Genomic DNA, 17,962 nt, shown 5'->3' with positions numbered 1-17,962 from the left:
GACAGCCTATTTTCGGCGTTCACTCGCCGGGGGACTCCGGGGGTACGGGTGCCCCGGCGGCGTTCCTGCGGGCCGCGGGGACGGCCGGCCCCGGCTCCGGTGCGGGTGCTCGCCGCGTCCGGCGCGGGCGGACGGCGTAGTGCCACACGGCGAACGCGATCAGTGCGACCGCGAGCCACGGGGCGAGCGCGGCCAGGACGATCCCGATCCACGCGAGCGCGCCCACCAGCGCGTTCCACCCGCCGCTCAGGGCGTCACCGAAGCCGGGACGGCCCTCCTCCGCCTCCTCGGCCCGCGGCTTCGCCCTCTCCGTCAGTTCGAGGGTGATCGTCGCGAGCGACGTCCTGTCCTTCAGCGAGGACTGCTGGGCGAGCAGCGACTCCAGGTCCGCCTGGCGACGGCTCAGCTCGCCCTCCAGGGTCACCACGTCGGCCAGCCGCTCCGCCCGCTGCATCAGCGCCCGTACCCGCGCCACGCTCGCGCGCTGCGTGGCGATCCGGCTCTCGACGTCCACCACCTGCTCGGTGACGTCCTTCGCGTCGGCCTTGCGGGCCAGCAGCTTCCCCGTGCCCGCGAGCTCGGCGAGGACGGAGTCGTACCGCTCCTGCGGCACCCGCAGCACGATGTGGGAGGTGACGTACGAGTCGTCGACCCGTTCCGTCGTCTCGTTCTCCACGCGCCCGCCCGCCCCCGCCGTCACCCGGCGCGCCGTGGCCAGCGCCTTCGCCACGTCGCCGACCTCCACGGAGAGGGACGCGGTCCGGATGACGTGCTGCGGTGCGGGGGCCTTCGTCGAGGCCTCCGACGGCGCCTTCTCGGCGCCCGCGCCCGCCGAACCGTCGGCGGCGGCCCCCCGCGCCGCGTCCGCGGGCGCCTCGGCGCTCAGGTCCCGCGTGGAGCTCTCGCCCATGTCGTCGCCGGAACCGCAGCCGGTCAGGACCAGCGCCGCCGTCAGCAGCGCCGCGGCCGCCGCTCCCCGCCCTCTCGCCGTCGTTCGTGCGCTCCGCATCAGGTCCCCCCAGGGTGTGGTGGTGAGTGGTGCCCACTCGATGCCCCTACGACGTAGGGCCCCGGGAACCGGATCCCCTCCGGCGGTAGCGATGCGGTCACGGTCCGGCCTCGGAACGGCGGCGGGTGGCGGCGACGGCCTCGGGACCGGAGCCCGTGGGCGATTTGAGAGAGTGGTCCCATGAACGCGGACACCACGGGACCCCATGTCGTCGTCGCCGGAGGCGGTATCGCCGGACTCGCGGCCGCCCACCGGCTGGCCGTCGCCGGCCACCGGGTGACCCTCCTCGAAGCGGGGCCACGACTCGGCGGCAAGCTGCTCGCCGGGGAGATCGCGGGCGCGCCGGTGGACCTCGGTGCCGAGTCGCTGCTCGCCCGCCGTCCCGAGGCGGTCGCCCTCGCCCGGGCCGTCGGGCTCGGCGACCGGCTGCAGGCCCCCGCCACCACCACCGCGTCCGTCTGGTCGCGGGGCGAGCTGATCCCCATGCCCAAGGGGCACGTCATGGGCGTCCCCGGCGACGCCCGCGCCGTCGAGGGCCTCCTCTCCGAGGAGGGCGTGCGCCGCATCGGCCTCGACGCCGAGCTGGCCCCGACGGAGATCGGCGACGACGTCGCCATCGGCGCGTACGTCGCCGCCCGCATGGGGCACGAGGTCGTCGACCGGCTCGTGGAACCCCTCCTCGGCGGGGTGTACGCCGGTGACGCCTACCGCATCTCGATGAAGGCCGCCGTGCCCGCCCTCTTCGAGGCCGCCCGCACCCGGCCCACGCTCACCGCCGCCGTCCGCGCCGTCCAGCAGGCCGGGGCCACCGCCCCCGCCGACGCCGCGGGCGCCGCCACCGGCCTCGGCGGCTCCGTCTTCCTCGGGATCCGGGGCGGCGTCGGCACCCTGCCCGCCGCCGTCGCCGACGCGATCCGCGCCGCGGGCGGCGAGATCCTCACGAACGCCCCCGTGACCGGACTGCGCCGCACCGGGGCCACGGGCTGGCAGGTCGTGAGCGGCGACCGGGTCCTCGCCGCGGACGCCGTCGTCCTCGCCACCCCCGCCGGGCCCGCCGCGGCGCTCCTCGCCGAGCACGCGCCCGCCGCCGCCACCGAGCTCGACACGATCGACTACGCCTCCATGGCCCTGGTCACCCTCGCCTTCCGCCGCTCCGACCTGCCCGCCCTCGCGGGCTCGGGCTTCCTCGTGCCGCCCGTCGACGGCCACACGATCAAGGCGTCCACGTTCTCCTCCCAGAAGTGGGGGTGGGTCACCGACGGAGCCCCCGACCTGTTCGTGCTGCGCACCTCCGTGGGCCGCCACGGCGAGGAGGACCAGGTCCAGCGGGAGGACGCCGACCTGGTCGACGCCTCCCTCAAGGACCTGGCCGCCGCCACCGGGCTCGCCGCCCGCCCCGTCGCGACCACGGTCACCCGCTGGACCGGCGGCCTGCCCCAGTACCCCGTCGGCCATCTCGACCGCGTCGCCCGGGTCCGCCGGGCCGTCGCCGCGCTCCCCGGAGTGCGGGTCGCGGGCGCCGCGTACGACGGTGTCGGCATCCCCGCCTGCGTCGCCTCGGCCCACCGCGCCGCCGACGAGATCGCGGACGGGTTCGCCGACGAGATCATCGCCACGTCGAAAAGGACCGACCCCGGTGCGGGGCACTCCCTGTGACGGGCGAGAATAGGCGTATGAGTGCGCCCGAAAAGATCCCGAACGCCGGTAAGAAGGCGAAGGACCTCAACGAGGTCATCCGCTACACCCTGTGGTCCGTCTTCAAGCTGCGCGACGTTCTCCCCGAGGACCGAGGCGGTTACGCCGACGAGGTCCAGGAGCTGTTCGACCAGCTCGCGGCCAAGGACATCACGGTCCGCGGCACGTACGACCTGTCCGGTCTGCGCGCCGACGCCGACGTGATGATCTGGTGGCACGCCGAGACGAGCGACGAGCTCCAGGAGGCGTACAACCTCTTCCGCCGCACCCGCCTGGGCCGCGCCCTGGAGCCGGTCTGGTCGAACATGGCGCTGCACCGCCCCGCCGAGTTCAACAAGTCGCACATCCCGGCCTTCCTGGCCGACGAGAACCCCCGCGACTACGTCTCGGTCTACCCCTTCGTGCGCTCCTACGACTGGTACCTGCTGCCGGACGAGGACCGCCGCCGGATGCTCGCCGACCACGGCAAGATGGCCCGCGGCTACCCGGACGTCCGCGCGAACACGGTCGCCTCCTTCTCGCTCGGCGACTACGAGTGGCTCCTCGCCTTCGAGGCCGACGAGCTGCACCGCATCGTGGACCTCATGCGTCACCTGCGCGCCTCCGAGGCGCGGATGCACGTCCGCGAGGAGGTCCCGTTCTACACCGGCCGCCGCAAGAGCGTCGGCGACCTGGTGGCGGGACTGGCCTGACGGCCGTACGAAACCTGGTGGCGGCCCTGCTCCCGGCCGGGTGCGCCACCCCTCGACCCGGAAGATCAGACGGCGGGCGGAACACTGCCCGCAGGTCCAGCGACACCGGGTCCGGCACCGGGTGCGGCGCGCGTCTCGCGCGCCGCACCGGCGTCATTTCCGGGCCTTTCCGACCCGCGCCGCCGCTCGCTCCTCAGCCCCGGTGGCCCCGCGGCCGGGTGCCGTGTCCCGCCAGGGCCGCGCGCAGCTCCGGCTCCAGGACCGCCGGTCCGCGCGTCGCGAGCGCGGTCAGGGGATCGGCGGGCGAGAGCCCCGCGAGCACCCGCTGACCGGCCGGGGAGGCCCAGCGGGTGTACGGGTACACCTCGATCCGCCCGATCAGCAGGCAGAGGCCCGAACCGAGCAGCGGAAGCGTGAACCAGGCGAGGACCGGAGTCCGTTCCCCGGCGGGCACCAGAAGCGCCGACGCCGCTCCCAGGCCGAGGGTCAGCAGGAAGCCCGCCCGGACGGACCGCAGACCGGCGGCGACCTCCCGGCGGCCCGACTCGGACACGGCGAGCCCCCGGTCGACGAGCCGCTCCGCGAGCCGGCGTACGGAGTCGGTGGCGGCGACCACCGGGCGGACGGCGGGAATCGGCGACTGCCCTCCCGGGCCGATCGCGCCGAGCACGGCCCGCTCGACCTCGTCCCCCGCACGACCGGTGGCGTCGACGACCGTCGCCCAGCCGGAGTGCGCGAGCAGCAGCCGCCGCTCGCGGTGCATCGACACGAGGGTCAAGTCGGTGACCCGCAGCGGCCCGCCCGCGAGATAGGCCGCCTCGCCGACGGTGAGCTCCGGAGCGGGTCCGGCGAGCGTGTCCGCGCGCCCGGGCCGGGCGGTGGCGAGCGTCGCCCGGCAGAGCCGCGCGCAGCCGACCCCGGCCACGACGCAGGCCACGAGCAGCAGCGGAACCCACACCATGTCCGAGTTCTACGGCAGACCCGCCGCGCCCGCCACCGCTAAGGGTGATCAGCTGCTGGAGCTGGAGCACGAACTCCCGCTGGAACTGGAGCTGGAGCACGAGCTGGAGCTCGAACTCGAACACGAGCTCCCGCTCCCGCCGCCACAGCTGGAGCCCCCTCCGGAGCAGGAACCACCACCGGAGCACGAGCCTCCGCCCCCGCCTCCTCCACAGGAGCTGTTTCCCGCGCACCACACGACGGCGGCGCCGAAGTAGGCGTCACCTGTCCCCGAGTGGGTGGGGTGGTGCGCCGCCGGCCGCCGGCCGCCGCCTCCGCGACGACGGACGGGCCCGTGGACCCGGGCGGCGGCGAGGAGTTGCTCCCGCAGCACGGGGTCCGGCAGGGCCCGCAGCCCGTGCAGGGCCACGAGGACGCCCGCGTCGGCGAGATGGCCGTGATCCCGGCCGAACGTGAAGAGGGCGCGCCGTCCGCCGGAGGTGACCTGCCCGGCGGAGAGCGATCCGCAGACGATGGCGGTGACCCCGGCGGCGAACAGGACGGGCAGCACCGTGACGACGAACGGGAACGAGACCGCGTCGTTCGAGGCGAAGTCGACCACCGTGAGAAACGCGGAGACCGGGAGAAGCAGGAGAGCGGTGAGACCGAGCACGGCGCACCACCGCAGCGTCCCGCGCCGGGTCGCCGGGGCGACGACGAGCCCGCGCGCCGCGAGCCCGTCACCGATCTCCTGCACCGCCGGGTGCCGCATCACGGCGAGCCGCAGATGGTGCAGGGCCCCGTGCGGGGCGGCGGCGTGCGCCTGGAGCACGGCGCGCTCCACCGGGTCGTACGCGGTCGGGCGGACGACCACCACGATGCCGGGGCCGCCGACCGCCAGCCGGCCGTCCGCCTGGAGGGCGGCGAGGGCGGTGTCGACGACGCGGGCGGGGCCGCCGTTGAGGAAGGCGGCCTCGTACCGGTCGTGGACGGATCCGCCGGGCCCGCGACGGGTCCGGACGACGCGGATCACGAGCAGCGTGATGCCGGTGACGCCGGCGAGGTAGTAGAGCGTGGTCAGGATGTTCACGGACACCTCATCTCCGTACCAGTGCGTGACGGGCGGCCCGTACGAGCCGGGTGGCGCGGCCCGGCGGCCGACTGCCGGAACGGTCCTGCCACCACTCGGTCAGTCGGCGCCGAGCGTCCGGGTCCTCCGGCCGCCCGGCGACCAGCAGACGCTCGGCGAAGTCGAGCGCGTCCCGGCGGTAGCCGCCGGCCATCGGCCGGGACCGGGCATAGGCGAGGAACGCCGGCCGGAACCCCGCGCCGAGGATCTCCGGCAGCTCCGGCGCGACCTTCGCGACCACCCCGGCCCGCTTGGCCGCCAGCGCCCGGGCCTGCACCCCGAGCCGCCGGCTGTCGAACCCCTCGGGCACGGGAGTCCCGGCGACCAGGGCGGAGAGCAGAGCGGCCTGCGCCACGGCGACCCGCTGCCGGGCACCGGGACGCGGGGCGGACTCCCGCACGGGCTCGGCGCCGTCGGGCGCCGCCCCGGGGCCGGAGTCCCGCGCCGCCCCGGGGCCGGGCACGGCGGCCGCCGTCACCGGGGCGCTCGGCATCGGCCCGCCCGAGACACGGGCCCCGGCTCCGATGAGCAGCGGCTGCGCCGGCGTGGCCGCGGCCCCACCGCGCCCCGCCCCGACTCCGTGACCGGCGCCCCGACCGCGTCCGGCCGACGCCCCCGTCAGCGTCGCCCGTATCGCGCCCAGCTCGTCCCCCAGCTCGCGCGCGGAGGGGAAGTCGTCGTCCCGCTCCAGCAGCACACCGGGCGGCGACACCCGCGACGCGAGGTCCGCCAGCACGTCGAGCACCGCCTCCGGCACGGGGTGCGCGTGCGTGTCGTGCCAGACGCCGTCCCGCTCCACACCTCCCGCCACGTGCACGTACGCGATCGCCTCCACGGGCAGCTCCGAGAGCGCCCGTGCGGGGTCCTCGCCACGGTTGACGCGGTTGGTGTGCAGGTTGGCGACGTCGATGAGGAGCCGTACCCCCGTACGCTCCACCAGCTCCGCCAGGAACCGTCCCTCCGACATCTCCTCGCCGGGCCAGGCGACGAGGGCGGCGATGTTCTCCAGGGCGAGCGGCACGGGCAGCGCGTCCTGCGCGATCCGTACGTTCTCGCAGAGCACGTCGAGCGCGTCCCGGGTCCGCGGTACCGGAAGCAGATGGCCCGCTTCGAGCTGCGGCGTCGCCGTGAGCGACCCCCCGGCCCGTACGAACGCGATGTGCTCCGTGACCAGCGGCGCCCCGAGCGCCAGCGCCTTCTCGCCGAGCGCGGCGAGCCGCGCCGGGTCGGGCCGGTCCGCGCCCCCGAGCCCCAGCGAGACGCCGTGCGGGACGACCGTGACGCCGCGCTCGCGCAGCCGGGTCAGTGAGTCGGGCAGATGACCGACGCAGATGTTCTCCGCGACGACCTCCACCCAGTCGACGCCGGACAGGCCCTCCACCGCGTCAGCGATCTCGGGACGCCAGCCGATGCCGATGCCGAGTTCCGTCATGTCCCCCTCCTTCGGTCCTCAGTCACCCACGTGATGGCCCCCGTGGGAACGTTCGAACCCCGGCAGGGGGACGTTCAGAGCTTCATTTGAGGTTCGTCGCCCCTCGGGCCGCACCGGGGAACGCGGACACCACCGTGCACGAGCCCGGGGCGATCTCCGTGAAGCCCGCGTCCCGCACCACCGGCAGTCCGCTCGTCGTCAGGGCCCGCCACTCCTCGGCCGGGGCGGTCCGCACGGCGAGCGGGAAGCCGGCCTCGCGCCAGGCCTTCCGGTCCGCGTCCGTCATCGCCCACCACAGCAGCTGCGCGCCGTGCCCGGCCTGCGCCATCGCCTTGCCCGCCGACATGTCGAGCTCCGGGCTGAACCACAGCACCGCCGCCCCGTCCGGTACGGGACCGGGGTCGGCCGGGTCGTCGAGGTCGGTGCCCGAGACCTGGAGGCGGGCCAGCTCCTTGGGCCAGCCGTCGAGCGGGACGGGCGGGAAGACCCGTACCTCCGCCTCCCGGCCGGCGACCGTGATCCCCGGGAGCGCGTCGGCCCGCCGCCACTCCGCGCCGCGCGCCCGCCGCACCACCTTGCGGATCCTGGCGTCCTGCCAGTCCTCCATGGCCCGCGCCCACTCGCCCTCGCCGACGGAGCGGTCGTCGGTGAGGATCTCCAGGACGGCGCGTGCCGCGGTCTCCAGGGCGTCGGTACGGGCCGGCGGCGCGTCCCGTTCGATCCGCACGACCAACGGCAGGACGAACTGGGGCTTCTCGTCGCGAAGATCGGTCTCGGGGGTCTCGTTGCTGCTCACCCGGCAAGTCTGCCACTCCCGTTCCGGGCGGCTGTTTGTGGGAACGAATGCTTCCGGGTCAGGATGCCCCGCATGAAGAGTGATCTTTTCAGCAGCGAACACCTCGCCGAGACGGCGGCCTTCCCGGGCATGACCCTCCAGAACGCCAAGTCGGTGAAGTACACCGTCAACGGCGAGATGCACGCCCGTCAGGGATCGATGATCGCCTTCCGCGGCGACCTCCAGTTCGAGCGCAAGGGCCAGGGCATCGGCGGCCTGCTCAAGCGGGCCGTCACCGGTGAGGGCCTGGCCCTGATGGCCGTGCGCGGCAAGGGCGAGGCCTGGTTCGCCCACGAGGCGCAGAACTGCTTCATCGTCGAGATCGAGCAGGGCGACGCGTTCTCGGTCAACGGCCGCAACGTGCTCTGCTTCGACGCCACCCTCCACTACGAGATCAAGACGGTGAAGGGCGCCGGCATGACCGGCGGCGGCCTCTTCAACTCTGTCTTCACCGGCCACGGGAAGGTCGCCCTCATCTGTGAGGGCAGCCCGATCGTCATCCCGGTCACCCCGCAGGCCCCGGTCCACGTCGACACCGACGCCGTCGTCGGCTGGACCGAGCAGCTCCGCACCTCGCTGCACCGCTCGCAGTCGGTCGGCTCGATGATCCGCGGCGGATCGGGCGAGGCGGTGCAGCTGAAGCTGGAGGGCCAGGGCTTCGTCGTCGTCCGTCCCAGCGAGCTGACCCCGCAGAAGAACTCGTCCAGTTGAGGCTGGAGCGGGTCGGACGCCGGCACGGCCTCCGGGGGCCGTGGGTCCTCCGGGAGGTCGGCCTCGACCTGCCCGCCGGGGCCCTCGTCCGGGTCGTCGGCACGAACGGCTCCGGGAAGTCGACCCTGCTCCGGCTCGTCGCCGGCGTCGACGCGCCCACCGAGGGCCGCGTCACCGGCCGTCCGCCCCGCACCGCGTACGTTCCCGAACGCTTCCCGGTCGCCCTGCCCTTCACGGCCGTCGACTACCTCGTCCACCTCGGCCGGATCCAGGGCCTCGGCAGGACGGCGGCGCGGACCGCGGCGGGGGAGTGGCTGGAGCGCTTCGGAGCGGGCGCGCACGCCCGTACGGACCTGGCGGAGCTCTCCAAGGGCACCAGCCAGAAGGTCGCGGTGGCCCAGGCCCTCCTCGCGGCCCCGCCCCTCCTCGTCCTCGACGAGGCCTGGACGGGCCTCGACACGGGGGCGCGCGCGGAACTGGACGCGGCCGTCCGCGAACGCCGGTCGGCGGGCTCCACCGTCGTCTTCGTCGACCACGACCCACGACGGCTGACGGGCGAGCCGTCCGCGGTGTACGAGGTGGCGGCGGGCCGGGTGGGACGGATGGGGACACTCTCGGGTCCGACCCCCGCTCCGGCCTCCGACGCGGTTTCCGGTTCGGGGCGCGAGCCCGTCTCACGGGTCCGGATCACCGTCTCCGGTGAGGGCGCCCCGCCGCTCCCGGTGAGGCTCCCCGGCGACCCCGTCCGCGCGCCCGGTCCCGACAGCGGCACCACCGTCCTCACCGTGGACGCGGCGCACTCCGACGCCCTCCTGCGAGCGCTCCTCGCCGCCTCCTGGCACATCCACCACCTCGGCTCGGAAGGCGCACGGGTATGAAGGCGCTCCTGCGCTACCGGACGGGCCTGCTCCTGCGTTCGCAGCGCTGGCTCGCGCCGCTGCTCCTGTACGCGGCCTTCCTCGGCGTCGGCGTGAACGTGGGCGAGCCGGTGCTCGGCGCACTCGGCTTCACCGCCGCCGCCCTTCTCCCCGTGACCGCCTGGACCGTACGGATCTGCCTGACGCAGGAGCCGCCCGCCGCCCGGAACGTGATCGCGGCCGCCGCGGGCCGGGAGCGCGCCCACCTCGCCGCGCTCGTCACGGGGGCCGCCCTGCCGGCGCTCGTCGGCGCGGTCGCCGTCCTCGCGGTGACGGCGACCGGCGACCGGCGCGGCGTCACCGCGGTCGCCGCCACGACCACCGGTCTGCTCGCCGCCCTCGCCTGCTGCCTGACCGGCGCCGCCGTCGGGGCACTGACCGGCCGCCCGTTCGTCCGGGCCCCCGGCTGGTCGCTCGCGGCCCTCGTCCTCGGCTCGCTCCTCGCCCTGGTGACCACCGGCTCCCCGGCGAAGCACGCGATGACGGCCCTGATCAGCGGCGCGCGCACGGCGACCGCCGACCCGCCGTGGCTCGCCTGCGCGGGTGCCCTGCTGCTCGCGGCCGCGGCGGCGGCCCTCTCCTGCCGGGCCACGGCGCGCCTGGAGTGAGTACGCTCGAAGACATGAACGAGTCCACGTCGTACTGCGCCCCCGAGCCCGGTCCGAAGCCCGAGACGGCGACCGAGGGGCCGTTCGCCGCGTGCGTGCTGTGCCAGGAGCCGACCGAGTACCCGGAGTCGGCGAAGGGCATCACCCTGTGCCCGGTCTGCGAGTGGCAGGAGGCCCAGCGCACGGCCTGCTCCGGCTGAGGACGCCCGGGCCGAGGAGGGACCGGCGGCGCTCGCCCGGGTCCCGGCTCCGCGCGGGACCCGTCAGCGGCTCATCAGTTCCGAGACCTTCACGAAGCGGTAGCCGCGGGCCCGGAGTTCCGGGACGATCCGGCGGATCGCCCGCTCGGTGACCGGGGCCGCGCTGCGCGTGCAGTGCATGACGACCAGGGAGCCGGGCTTCACGCCGTCGAGGACCTGTTCGGCCACCGCGTCCGCGTCCTTCGCGAAGGCGTCGCCGCTGACCACGTCCCACTGGACGGCCGTCACCCCCGCCGGGGCGAGGGCGCGCAGGGCCGCGTCGTCGTAGCAGCCGCCGGGGAAGCGGAAGTACGGGACGACGTTGAGGGCGCCGGCGTCCCGGAAGGCGTCGAAGGCGCGCTGGACGTCGGCCGCCATGTCGGGCCCGGGAACGGTCGGGAGGCCGTAGCAGGGGGCCGCGAAGGCGTAGTGGCTGTAGGAGTGGTTGGCGATCTCGAAGCGCGGGTCGCCGCCGATGGACCTGGCCTGGTCCGGGTACTCCTCCGCCCAGCGGCCGGTCATGAACACGGTCGCGTCCACCTTGAGCCGGCGCAGGGTCGTGATGAGTTCCGGGTTGTCGAAACGCTCTCCCCGTGCGGCCCGGGGCCCCTGATCGGCCGTCATGTCGGCGTCGAAGGTGAGGGCGACGACCTTCTCGGCGGCCTTCGGCGTGCCCGCCGCCCGGCGGGTGTACACGGGGGTGAGGCCGCCGGGGCCCGGTGCCATCGTGGGCGGGGTGGTCGGGACGCGCGCGGGCCTGGGGCCGGCGGCGGGCGCGCTCGCCCGGGGCGAGGGGGCGTGGGAGGCGGTCGCCCCGGCCGCCCGGGGAGCGGGGGTCTCGGCGGCGCCTCCGCCACAGCCGACCAGGGCGGCGCCCACGAGGCCGAGCGTCGCCAACTTTCGTACAGAAGTGTTCACGATCGGAAGTTAATCGATCAAAGTGCTGATCACCCGCAACGCGACACGCGGCGAACGGCTCACGCCCGCAACGCGACACGCGGCGAACGGCTCACGCCCGGAACCCGGCCGCGCGCGAACGCGCGCGACCGGGCCGGAGCACGGCTCAGCTCAGCACCACGGGCCCGTCACCGCGAAGGTCGTCCCGGGGGTGTAGCAGTTCACGTACATCGTCTGCCGGTCGGGCGAGAAGGTGACGCCCGCGAACTCACCCCACTCCGGAGTGTCGGGCGACCCGATGTTCTGGGCCCCGCGCGCCACCGCGTACACCTCGCCCCGCTCGCTCACCCCGAAGACGTGCTGCGCGCCGTCGCCGTCCTCGCTGACCATCAGACCCCCGCCGGGTGCCAGGCAGATGTTGTCCGGCGACTCGCCGGGGAGCCGGATGTCCGTGCTCGGACCGAAGACGACGACGAGGGTGAGCCGGCGCCGGTCCGGCTCGTACTTCCAGACCTGGCCGAAGTGCGTCGCGCCGGAGCCGTCCGCCACGCGCGCGAACGAGGACACGAAGTACACCGCCCGTCCGCCCCAGTAGCAGCCCTCCAGCTTCTGGGCGTGCGTGATGCCCCGGGGACCGAAGTCCTGGTGCCTGATCGGGGTCCCGGTCGCCTGCGGATCCGGTACGGGGACCCATTCGACGCGCTCGAAGCGGGCGCCGGTCTCCTGGACCACGGAGAGGTCGGGCACCCCCGGCACCCGCATGGCCTCCAGGGCGCCGCCCGCGCGCAGCGAACCGGTGCCGCCGAGCGGCTTGTGGGGGAGAAAGCGGTAGAAGAGCCCGAAGGGCCGCTCGAACGCGTCCTCCGTCTCGTACACGATGCCGCTCGCCGGGTCGACGGCGATCGCCTCGTGCTGGAAGCGGCCCATCGCGGTGAGCGGGACGGCTCCGGTGCGGTGCGGGTCGGCGCCGTCGACCTCGAAGACGAAGCCGTGGTCCTTGGTGTAGCCGTTCGTGCCGGCCTTGTCCTCGGTCTCCTCGCAGGTGAGCCAGGTACGCCAGGGGGTGGGGCCGCCCGCGCAGTTGACGGCGGTTCCGGCGATGGCGACCCGTTCGCCGAGGACGTTGTTCCGGCCGTCGAGTTCGAGCGCCGTACAGCCGCCCTTGGCGGCCGGGTCGTACGTCAGGCCGGGGACGGTCGGAACGCCGATCTTCCCGGTGACCCGGTTCTCGTGGTTGCGGACGAGGTGCACCCGGCCACGTCGGCCGGCGAAGGCGCCCATGCCGTCGGGGTTGCCGGGGACGGGGCCCTCGCCGGAGCGGAGCGGTTCGCCCTGCCGGGAGAGGACCTTGTAACGGAAGCCGGCCGGCAGGTCGAGCAGGCCGTCCGGGTCGGGGACGAGGGGGCCGTATCCGGCCCGGCCCGTGTGGCCGCCGGGTGCGGCGCTCGCGCTGCCGGCGAAGAGTTCGGAGAGCGCGCCGGTGAAGGCGATCCCGGCGGCGGAGGCGCCGGTGCGGGAGAGGATCTGACGTCGAGTCGCGGACATGAGGCAACAACTCCTGTTGGCGGACAGGCAGGTGTGACGCGTGACCCGCATGTGTGTACCACGCAGTGTGGTGACACGTGAACCATGCGGGCCACAGCAACCTGGTGTCGCAAGGAGTCTGACGTGTGGTCAGATCCGTCCGGAGGTCAGACCAGCTCGGCAGTGAGAGTGATCGTGGTGCCCGTGAGCGCCTGGCTGACCGGGCAGTTCTTCTTCGCGTCCTCCGCGAGGGCCTGGAACTCGTCCGCGTCCAGGCCGGGGACCTCGCCGCGCACGGTCAGGTGGATGCCGGTGATGCCCTCGCCCGGCTGGAAGGTGACGTCCGCCTTGGTCTCCAGGCGGGTCGGCGCGTTGCCGGCCTTGGCCAGGCCGTTGGAGAAGGCCATCGAGAAGCAGGAGGAGTGCGCGGCGGCGATGAGCTCCTCGGGGCTGGTCTTCCCGTTCGGCTCCTCCGAGCGGGCCGGCCAGGAGACGTCGTACGAGCCGAGGCCGGAGGAGTCGAGGGTGACGACGCCGGAACCCTTGAGGAGGTCGCCCTGCCAGACGGTGTGGGCGTGACGCACGGTGGCCATGGTGAATCCCTTTCGATCGGGTATGGCCTCCAACCTACTGCGCCACAAGCCCCTTGGCGTCGCGGGCGAGCGCGGTGAGCCGGGAGATCGCCCGGAAGTACTTCTTGCGGTAGCCGCCGTTCAGCATCTCGTCGCTGAACAGTCGGTCGAAGGGGAGACCGGAGGCGAGGACGGGTATCTCGCGGTCGTAGAGCCGGTCGGCCAGGACGACGAGCCGGAGCGCCGTCGACTGGTCGGGGACGGGCCGCACGTCGGTCAGGCAGACGGCGGAGAGGTCGTCGGTGAGCGCGCCGTACCGGCTCGGGTGAACCCTGGCCAGGTGTTCGAGCAGGTGCGGGAAGTCGTCGAGGGAGGCGCCCGGCGTGGCGTACGCGGTCTCCGTGACGGTCTGGTCGGAGTGGGGGGCGGGGGCCTCGGGCAGGCCGCGGTGGCGGTAGTCCTCGCCGTCGATGCGCAGCGGGCGGAAGTGGGCGGAGAGGCCCTGGATCTCGCGCAGGAAGTCGGCGGCGGCGAAACGGCCCTCGCCGAGCTTGCCGGGGAGCGTGTTGGAGGTGGCGGCGAGCGCCACGCCCGATTCGACGAGCTTGCCGAGCAGGCTGGAGACGAGGACGGTGTCGCCCGGGTCGTCGAGCTCGAACTCGTCGATGCAGAGGAGACGGTGGTCGCCGAGGGTCTTCACCGTCTGCTGGAAGCCGAGCGCGCCGACCAGGTTGGTCAGCTCCACGAAGGTGCCGAAGGCCTTCAGCGCGGGCTCGGCGGGGGTCGCGTGCCACAGGGAGGCCAGCAGGTGGGTCTTGCCGACGCCGTACCCGCCGTCCAGGTAGACCCCGCGCGGCCCGGTGGGGGCGGCCGGCTTCCTCGCGAACCAGCGGCGCCTGCCCGAGCCGGAGGCGTGCGCTCCGCCCAGGCCGGCCGCGAAGGAGCTCAGTGCCTTGACGGCCTCGGTCTGGCTGGGCTGGTTCGGGTCCGGGAGGTAGGTGTCGAAGCGCACGGAGTCGAACCGCGGCGGCGGGACCATCTCCGCGACGAGCCGGTCGGCGGGGACGTGGGGCTCTCGGGAGCAGAGCGAGAGCGGGGCCGCGGAGGCGGAGGCGGCTTCGGTGAGGGCACGGGTCGACACAGTTCCCCACTGTAAGCGCCATGTCAGACTGCCAGGATGCGACGCCTGCTTCCTGTGACGGACATGACAGCCCCCGAGACCGCCGCCGGGGACGCCGGTGCGGGCGGGACCGGCGGGGTTGGCGGGGCCGGTGGGGCCTGTGGGGCCGGTGGGGCCGGTGGGGCCGAAGAAGCCGGCACCGGCGTCTCCCGTGCGGGAGGCGCCGCGTCCCCGGTCTCCGCCGACGTCTCCGCCTCCGGTCGCGAGTGGTCCCTCGACGAGCTGGCCGACGCCTACGCGTACCCCGAGCTGCCCGCCGGGGAGGGCGCGTGGCTGCGGGCCAACATGGTCTCCTCGCTCGACGGGGCGGGCCAGCACGGCGGGCGCTCGCAGCCGCTCTCCTCCGACGCGGACATGCGGATCTTCGGCACGCTGCGGGGTCTGGCCGACGTGGTCGTGGTCGGTGCGGAAACGGTACGCCTGGAGGGTTACCGCCCCGCACGCGCGCGCGAGGCCTTCGCCGCCCGCCGGGCCGCCGCCGGACAGGGCCCGGCCCCCGTGATCGCCGTGGTCAGCGCCTCCCTGGACCTGGACTTCTCCCTCCCGCTCTTCACCGGGCCCCTGGTACCCACGCTGGTCCTCACCGGCGCCGCCGCGCCCGCCGACCGGGTGCGGGCCGCGCGCGCGGCGGGCGCCGAGGTGCTGGTGGCGGGGGACGGGGCCGGGGTGGAGCCGGCCCGCGCGGTGGCGGCGCTCGCGGAGCGCGGGCTCCGGCGCCAGCTGACCGAGGGCGGGCCCCGGCTGCTCGGCCAGTTCGTGGCGGCGGGGGTCCTGGACGAGCTGTGTCTGACGATCTCCCCGACCATGACGGCGGGCGACGCCCAGCGGATCGCCGGGGGCCCGTCGGTGGCCGTCCCGACACGCTTCGCCGTGGCGTCGGTGCTGGAGCAGGACGGCTTCCTCTTCACCCGCTACCGTCGGATCTGACAATCGGCGGAATTTGTCGTTCCGCTTAGCGTTCGCTGGGCACACTTACTGTCGCAGACCCCGTGCGGGCACGGGGAAGGATGGTTTCCGCAGAAGGGCTCCTGAGGTGTTCACAAGCGTTCTGATGATCGAGAAGCCCCTGACGTCCGTCGACGTGGAATTCGTCACCACCCTGCACGGCGACGAGGGCGTGTCCTTCATCGTTCTGATGCAGCCCCGTGGTGACCAGGCCGATGTACTGCTGCGTGCCATCGACGACGTCGCCATGGGCGAACTGAAGGAAGCCGCCCGCGAGGGCGACGAACCGGAGGGCAAGGAGGCCCGGATCCCCGCCGAGCAGGCCCTGGAGTACTCGCTCCAGGCCCTGAGGAACGCCGGCTGCGAGGCGGTCGGACAGGTGGTCGAGGACCACCCGCTCAACAAGATGAAGGCGGTGGTCGACGAGTCGGAGGCGGACGAGGTGATCGTGCTCACCGCCCCGCACTACGTGGAGGAGTTCTTCCACCGGGACTGGGCCTCCCGGGCCCGCCACAAGGTGGGCGTCCCGGTGCTCAAGCTCTTCGCCCACAGCGAGCAGGACGGCGCCTAGCGGTCGTGTCCGGGCCGCGCCCCGTGCAGGGGGCGCGGCCCGGACCACGACGGCCGCCGACGGGGCACCGCCCCGCGGCGGCACGGTCCCGGCCCCCCGCGGGGCCGCCGGGCCCACCCGGCCGGAGCCACTAGGCTGGGGACTTCCATCGTTCACGCACGCATGAACGATGCGTCCACGCACGAAACGCACCCCGGGGAGAGATCCGCATGGCACCCGCCATTCCCGCCGCCATGGAACGGCCGCACTTCATCGGCATCGGCGGTGCCGGAATGTCGGGCATCGCGAAGATCCTCGCCCAGCGCGGCGCCAAGGTCGCCGGCAGCGACGCCAGGGAGTCGGCGACCGCCGAGTCCCTGCGCGCCCTGGGCGCCACCGTGCACATCGGCCACGCCGCCGAGCACCTCGCCGACGACGCCTCCGCCGTCGTCGTCTCCAGCGCCATCCGCGCCGACAACCCCGAGCTGGCCCGCGCCGCCGAGCTCGGCATCCCGGTCGTCCACCGCTCCGACGCGCTCGCCTCCCTCATGGACGGACTGCGCGCGATCGCGGTCGCCGGGACGCACGGCAAGACGACGACCACCTCCATGCTGGCCGTCGCCCTCACCGAGCTCGGTCTCGACCCCTCGTACGCCATCGGGGGCGACCTCGCGGGCCCCGGCACCAACGCCCTGCACGGCGACGGCGCGATCTTCGTCGCCGAGGCCGACGAGAGCGACCGCAGCTTCCAGAAGTACGACCCCGAGGTCGCGATCGTCCTCAACGTCGAGCTGGACCACCACGCGAACTACGCCTCCATGGACGAGATCTACGAGTCCTTCGAGGCCTTCACCGGCAAGATCCGCCCCGGCGGCACCCTGGTCGTCGGCGAGCACGCGGGCGCCCGTGAGCTGGCCCGCCGGGTCGCGGACCGCGACGGCCTGCACGTCGTCACCGTCGGCGAGACCGAGGGCTCCGACGCCCACATCCTGAAGATCGTCCCGAACGGGATGAAGAGCGAGGTGACGGTCGCCCTCGACGGCGTCGAGCACACCTTCACCGTCTCCGTCCCCGGCCGTCACTACGCCCACAACGCCGCCGCGGCCCTCGCCGCCGGCGCCCGCGTCGGCATCGACCCGGCCGAGCTCGCCCAGGCCCTCACCGCCTACACCGGCGTCGGCCGCCGCCTCCAGCTCAAGGGCGAGGCCAGGGGCGTCCAGGTCATCGACTCGTACGCGCACCACCCCACCGAGATGACCGCCGACCTGGAGGCCATGCGCGGCGCCGCCGGCGCCTCCCGGCTGCTCGTCGTCTTCCAGCCCCACCTCTTCTCCCGCACCCAGGAGCTGGGCAAGGAGATGGGCGACGCGCTGGCCCTCGCCGACGCCTCCGTCGTCCTCGACATCTACCCCGCCCGCGAGGACCCGATCCCGGGCATCACCAGCGAGCTGATCATCGCCGCCGCCCGCCGCGCCGGCGCCGACGTGACGCCCGTGCACGACAAGAACACGGTCCCGGAGGTCGTGGCGGGAATGGCGGGCCCCGGCGATCTCGTTCTGACGATGGGCGCGGGAGACGTCACGGACCTCGGTCCGCGGATCCTCGACCACCTGTCGAAGTAGCGGTCGCAACAGCAGAGGGAGCGAGCTCATGGCGTACGACGTCGAGAAGCCGGACGAGCAGTGGCGTGCGGAGCTGACCCCGGCGGAGTACCAGGTGCTGCGCCAGGCGGGCACCGAGCCCGCCTTCCGCGGTGAGTATACGGACACCACCACCACCGGCGTGTACTCCTGCCGGGCCTGTGGCGCGGAGCTGTTCACGTCGAACGAGAAGTTCGAGTCGCACTGCGGCTGGCCGTCCTTCTTCGACCCGAAGGACAGCGAGGCCGTCGAGCTGATCGCCGACCGCTCGCACGGCATGGTCCGCACCGAGGTCCGCTGCTCCCGCTGCGGCTCGCACCTGGGCCACGTCTTCGAGGGCGAGGGCTACCCCACCCCGACGGACCAGCGGTACTGCATCAACTCGATCTCGCTGCGGCTGGAGCCGCGGGAGGGCTGACGCCCGAACCGTCCTCGTCCCGCGCGGGGA

General features: G+C 74.1%; 19 protein-coding genes. 10 read left to right on the top strand and 9 right to left on the bottom strand.

The window, feature by feature from the left end; translation table 11 throughout:
• Positions 1–19: 19 nt before the first annotated feature.
• Complete coding sequence (locus ACRRSS_RS25820; protein WP_435973498.1) at positions 20–1,009, bottom strand: DUF4349 domain-containing protein; 990 nt, start codon at positions 1,007–1,009, stop codon at positions 20–22.
• A 180-nt stretch (positions 1,010–1,189) separates the two neighbouring features.
• Here ACRRSS_RS25820 and hemG point away from each other — a divergent pair, with 180 nt between their 5' ends.
• Both hemG and hemQ read left to right on the top strand, forming a co-directional pair.
• Positions 1,190–2,665 carry a protoporphyrinogen oxidase gene (hemG, locus tag ACRRSS_RS25815; protein WP_435973497.1) on the top strand — a complete coding sequence of 492 codons (1,476 nt, stop codon included), beginning with the start codon at positions 1,190–1,192 and terminating at the stop codon, positions 2,663–2,665.
• Between the two features lie 17 nt (positions 2,666–2,682).
• Positions 2,683–3,396: a hydrogen peroxide-dependent heme synthase gene (hemQ, locus tag ACRRSS_RS25810; RefSeq protein WP_351899057.1), complete on the top strand. Its 714-nt coding sequence runs from the start codon at positions 2,683–2,685 to the stop codon at positions 3,394–3,396.
• 193 nt (positions 3,397–3,589) lie between these two features.
• Here hemQ and ACRRSS_RS25805 read toward each other — a convergent pair whose 3' ends face one another.
• From ACRRSS_RS25805 to ACRRSS_RS25790, 4 genes are all read right to left on the bottom strand, one after another.
• Entirely contained in the window at positions 3,590–4,357 is a 768-nt protein-coding gene (locus ACRRSS_RS25805) for a TIGR04222 domain-containing membrane protein (protein WP_435973496.1), read from the bottom strand.
• Positions 4,358–4,405: 48 nt separating this feature from the next.
• Positions 4,406–5,425, bottom strand: coding sequence for a TIGR04222 domain-containing membrane protein (locus ACRRSS_RS25800; protein ID WP_435973495.1), 1,020 nt, complete (start codon positions 5,423–5,425; stop codon positions 4,406–4,408).
• 7 nt (positions 5,426–5,432) lie between these two features.
• A complete protein-coding gene (locus tag ACRRSS_RS25795) occupies positions 5,433–6,896 on the bottom strand; it encodes a multinuclear nonheme iron-dependent oxidase (protein ID WP_435973494.1) in 1,464 nt (487 codons plus the stop codon).
• A gap of 82 nt (positions 6,897–6,978) precedes the next feature.
• Positions 6,979–7,692, bottom strand: a complete 714-nt coding sequence (locus tag ACRRSS_RS25790; RefSeq protein ID WP_435973493.1) for a peptidyl-tRNA hydrolase — start codon at positions 7,690–7,692, stop codon at positions 6,979–6,981.
• Between the two features lie 72 nt (positions 7,693–7,764).
• Between ACRRSS_RS25790 and ACRRSS_RS25785 the strand changes: the two genes are divergently transcribed.
• The 4 genes from ACRRSS_RS25785 to ACRRSS_RS25770 are packed head-to-tail and all read left to right on the top strand — an operon-like array spanning position 7,765 to position 10,167.
• Positions 7,765–8,442, top strand: coding sequence for an AIM24 family protein (locus ACRRSS_RS25785; RefSeq protein ID WP_435973492.1), 678 nt, complete (start codon positions 7,765–7,767; stop codon positions 8,440–8,442).
• A complete protein-coding gene (locus ACRRSS_RS25780; RefSeq protein ID WP_435973491.1) occupies positions 8,439–9,320 on the top strand; it encodes an ATP-binding cassette domain-containing protein in 882 nt (293 codons plus the stop codon). Before ACRRSS_RS25785 ends, ACRRSS_RS25780 begins: the two co-directional genes overlap by 4 nt.
• On the top strand, positions 9,317–9,967 hold the full coding sequence (locus ACRRSS_RS25775; protein WP_435973490.1) for an ABC transporter: 651 nt from the start codon (positions 9,317–9,319) through the stop codon (positions 9,965–9,967). The genes ACRRSS_RS25780 and ACRRSS_RS25775 overlap by 4 nt, the downstream gene beginning before the upstream one ends.
• Before the next feature lie 14 nt (positions 9,968–9,981).
• Positions 9,982–10,167 (top strand): hypothetical protein, encoded by a 186-nt coding sequence (locus ACRRSS_RS25770; RefSeq protein ID WP_435973489.1) that lies wholly within the window; start codon positions 9,982–9,984, stop codon positions 10,165–10,167.
• A gap of 63 nt (positions 10,168–10,230) precedes the next feature.
• Here the strand turns inward: ACRRSS_RS25770 and ACRRSS_RS25765 are convergent, their stop codons facing one another.
• From ACRRSS_RS25765 to zapE, 4 genes are all read right to left on the bottom strand, one after another.
• Positions 10,231–11,124 carry a polysaccharide deacetylase family protein gene (locus tag ACRRSS_RS25765; RefSeq protein WP_435973488.1) on the bottom strand — a complete coding sequence of 298 codons (894 nt, stop codon included), beginning with the start codon at positions 11,122–11,124 and terminating at the stop codon, positions 10,231–10,233.
• A 150-nt stretch (positions 11,125–11,274) separates the two neighbouring features.
• On the bottom strand, positions 11,275–12,648 hold the full coding sequence (locus tag ACRRSS_RS25760) for an alkaline phosphatase PhoX (RefSeq protein WP_435973487.1): 1,374 nt from the start codon (positions 12,646–12,648) through the stop codon (positions 11,275–11,277).
• Between the two features lie 146 nt (positions 12,649–12,794).
• Positions 12,795–13,220, bottom strand: coding sequence for an OsmC family protein (locus tag ACRRSS_RS25755; protein WP_435973486.1), 426 nt, complete (start codon positions 13,218–13,220; stop codon positions 12,795–12,797).
• Between the two features lie 34 nt (positions 13,221–13,254).
• Complete coding sequence (gene zapE / locus ACRRSS_RS25750) at positions 13,255–14,340, bottom strand: cell division protein ZapE (RefSeq protein ID WP_351899029.1); 1,086 nt, start codon at positions 14,338–14,340, stop codon at positions 13,255–13,257.
• 36 nt (positions 14,341–14,376) lie between these two features.
• Here zapE and ACRRSS_RS25745 point away from each other — a divergent pair, with 36 nt between their 5' ends.
• The 4 genes from ACRRSS_RS25745 to msrB all read left to right on the top strand — a co-directional run bounded on the left by ACRRSS_RS25745 (position 14,377) and on the right by msrB (position 17,932).
• A complete protein-coding gene (locus ACRRSS_RS25745) occupies positions 14,377–15,306 on the top strand; it encodes a pyrimidine reductase family protein (protein WP_435973485.1) in 930 nt (309 codons plus the stop codon).
• Positions 15,307–15,412: 106 nt separating this feature from the next.
• Entirely contained in the window at positions 15,413–15,895 is a 483-nt protein-coding gene (locus ACRRSS_RS25740) for an indole-3-glycerol phosphate synthase (protein ID WP_351899024.1), read from the top strand.
• Between the two features lie 209 nt (positions 15,896–16,104).
• Positions 16,105–17,496 (top strand): UDP-N-acetylmuramate--L-alanine ligase, encoded by a 1,392-nt coding sequence (murC, locus tag ACRRSS_RS25735; RefSeq protein ID WP_435973484.1) that lies wholly within the window; start codon positions 16,105–16,107, stop codon positions 17,494–17,496.
• Positions 17,497–17,524: 28 nt separating this feature from the next.
• Positions 17,525–17,932: a peptide-methionine (R)-S-oxide reductase MsrB gene (gene msrB, locus ACRRSS_RS25730; protein ID WP_351899019.1), complete on the top strand. Its 408-nt coding sequence runs from the start codon at positions 17,525–17,527 to the stop codon at positions 17,930–17,932.
• Positions 17,933–17,962: the final 30 nt, after the last annotated feature.

The sequence above is a fragment of the Streptomyces sp. Qhu_M48 genome, assembly GCF_051305195.1.
Taxonomy (GTDB): Bacteria; Actinomycetota; Actinomycetes; order Streptomycetales; family Streptomycetaceae; genus Streptomyces.
The sequence above is the reverse complement of the archived record's forward strand: the minus strand, read 5'-3'. Positions and strand labels throughout refer to the sequence as shown.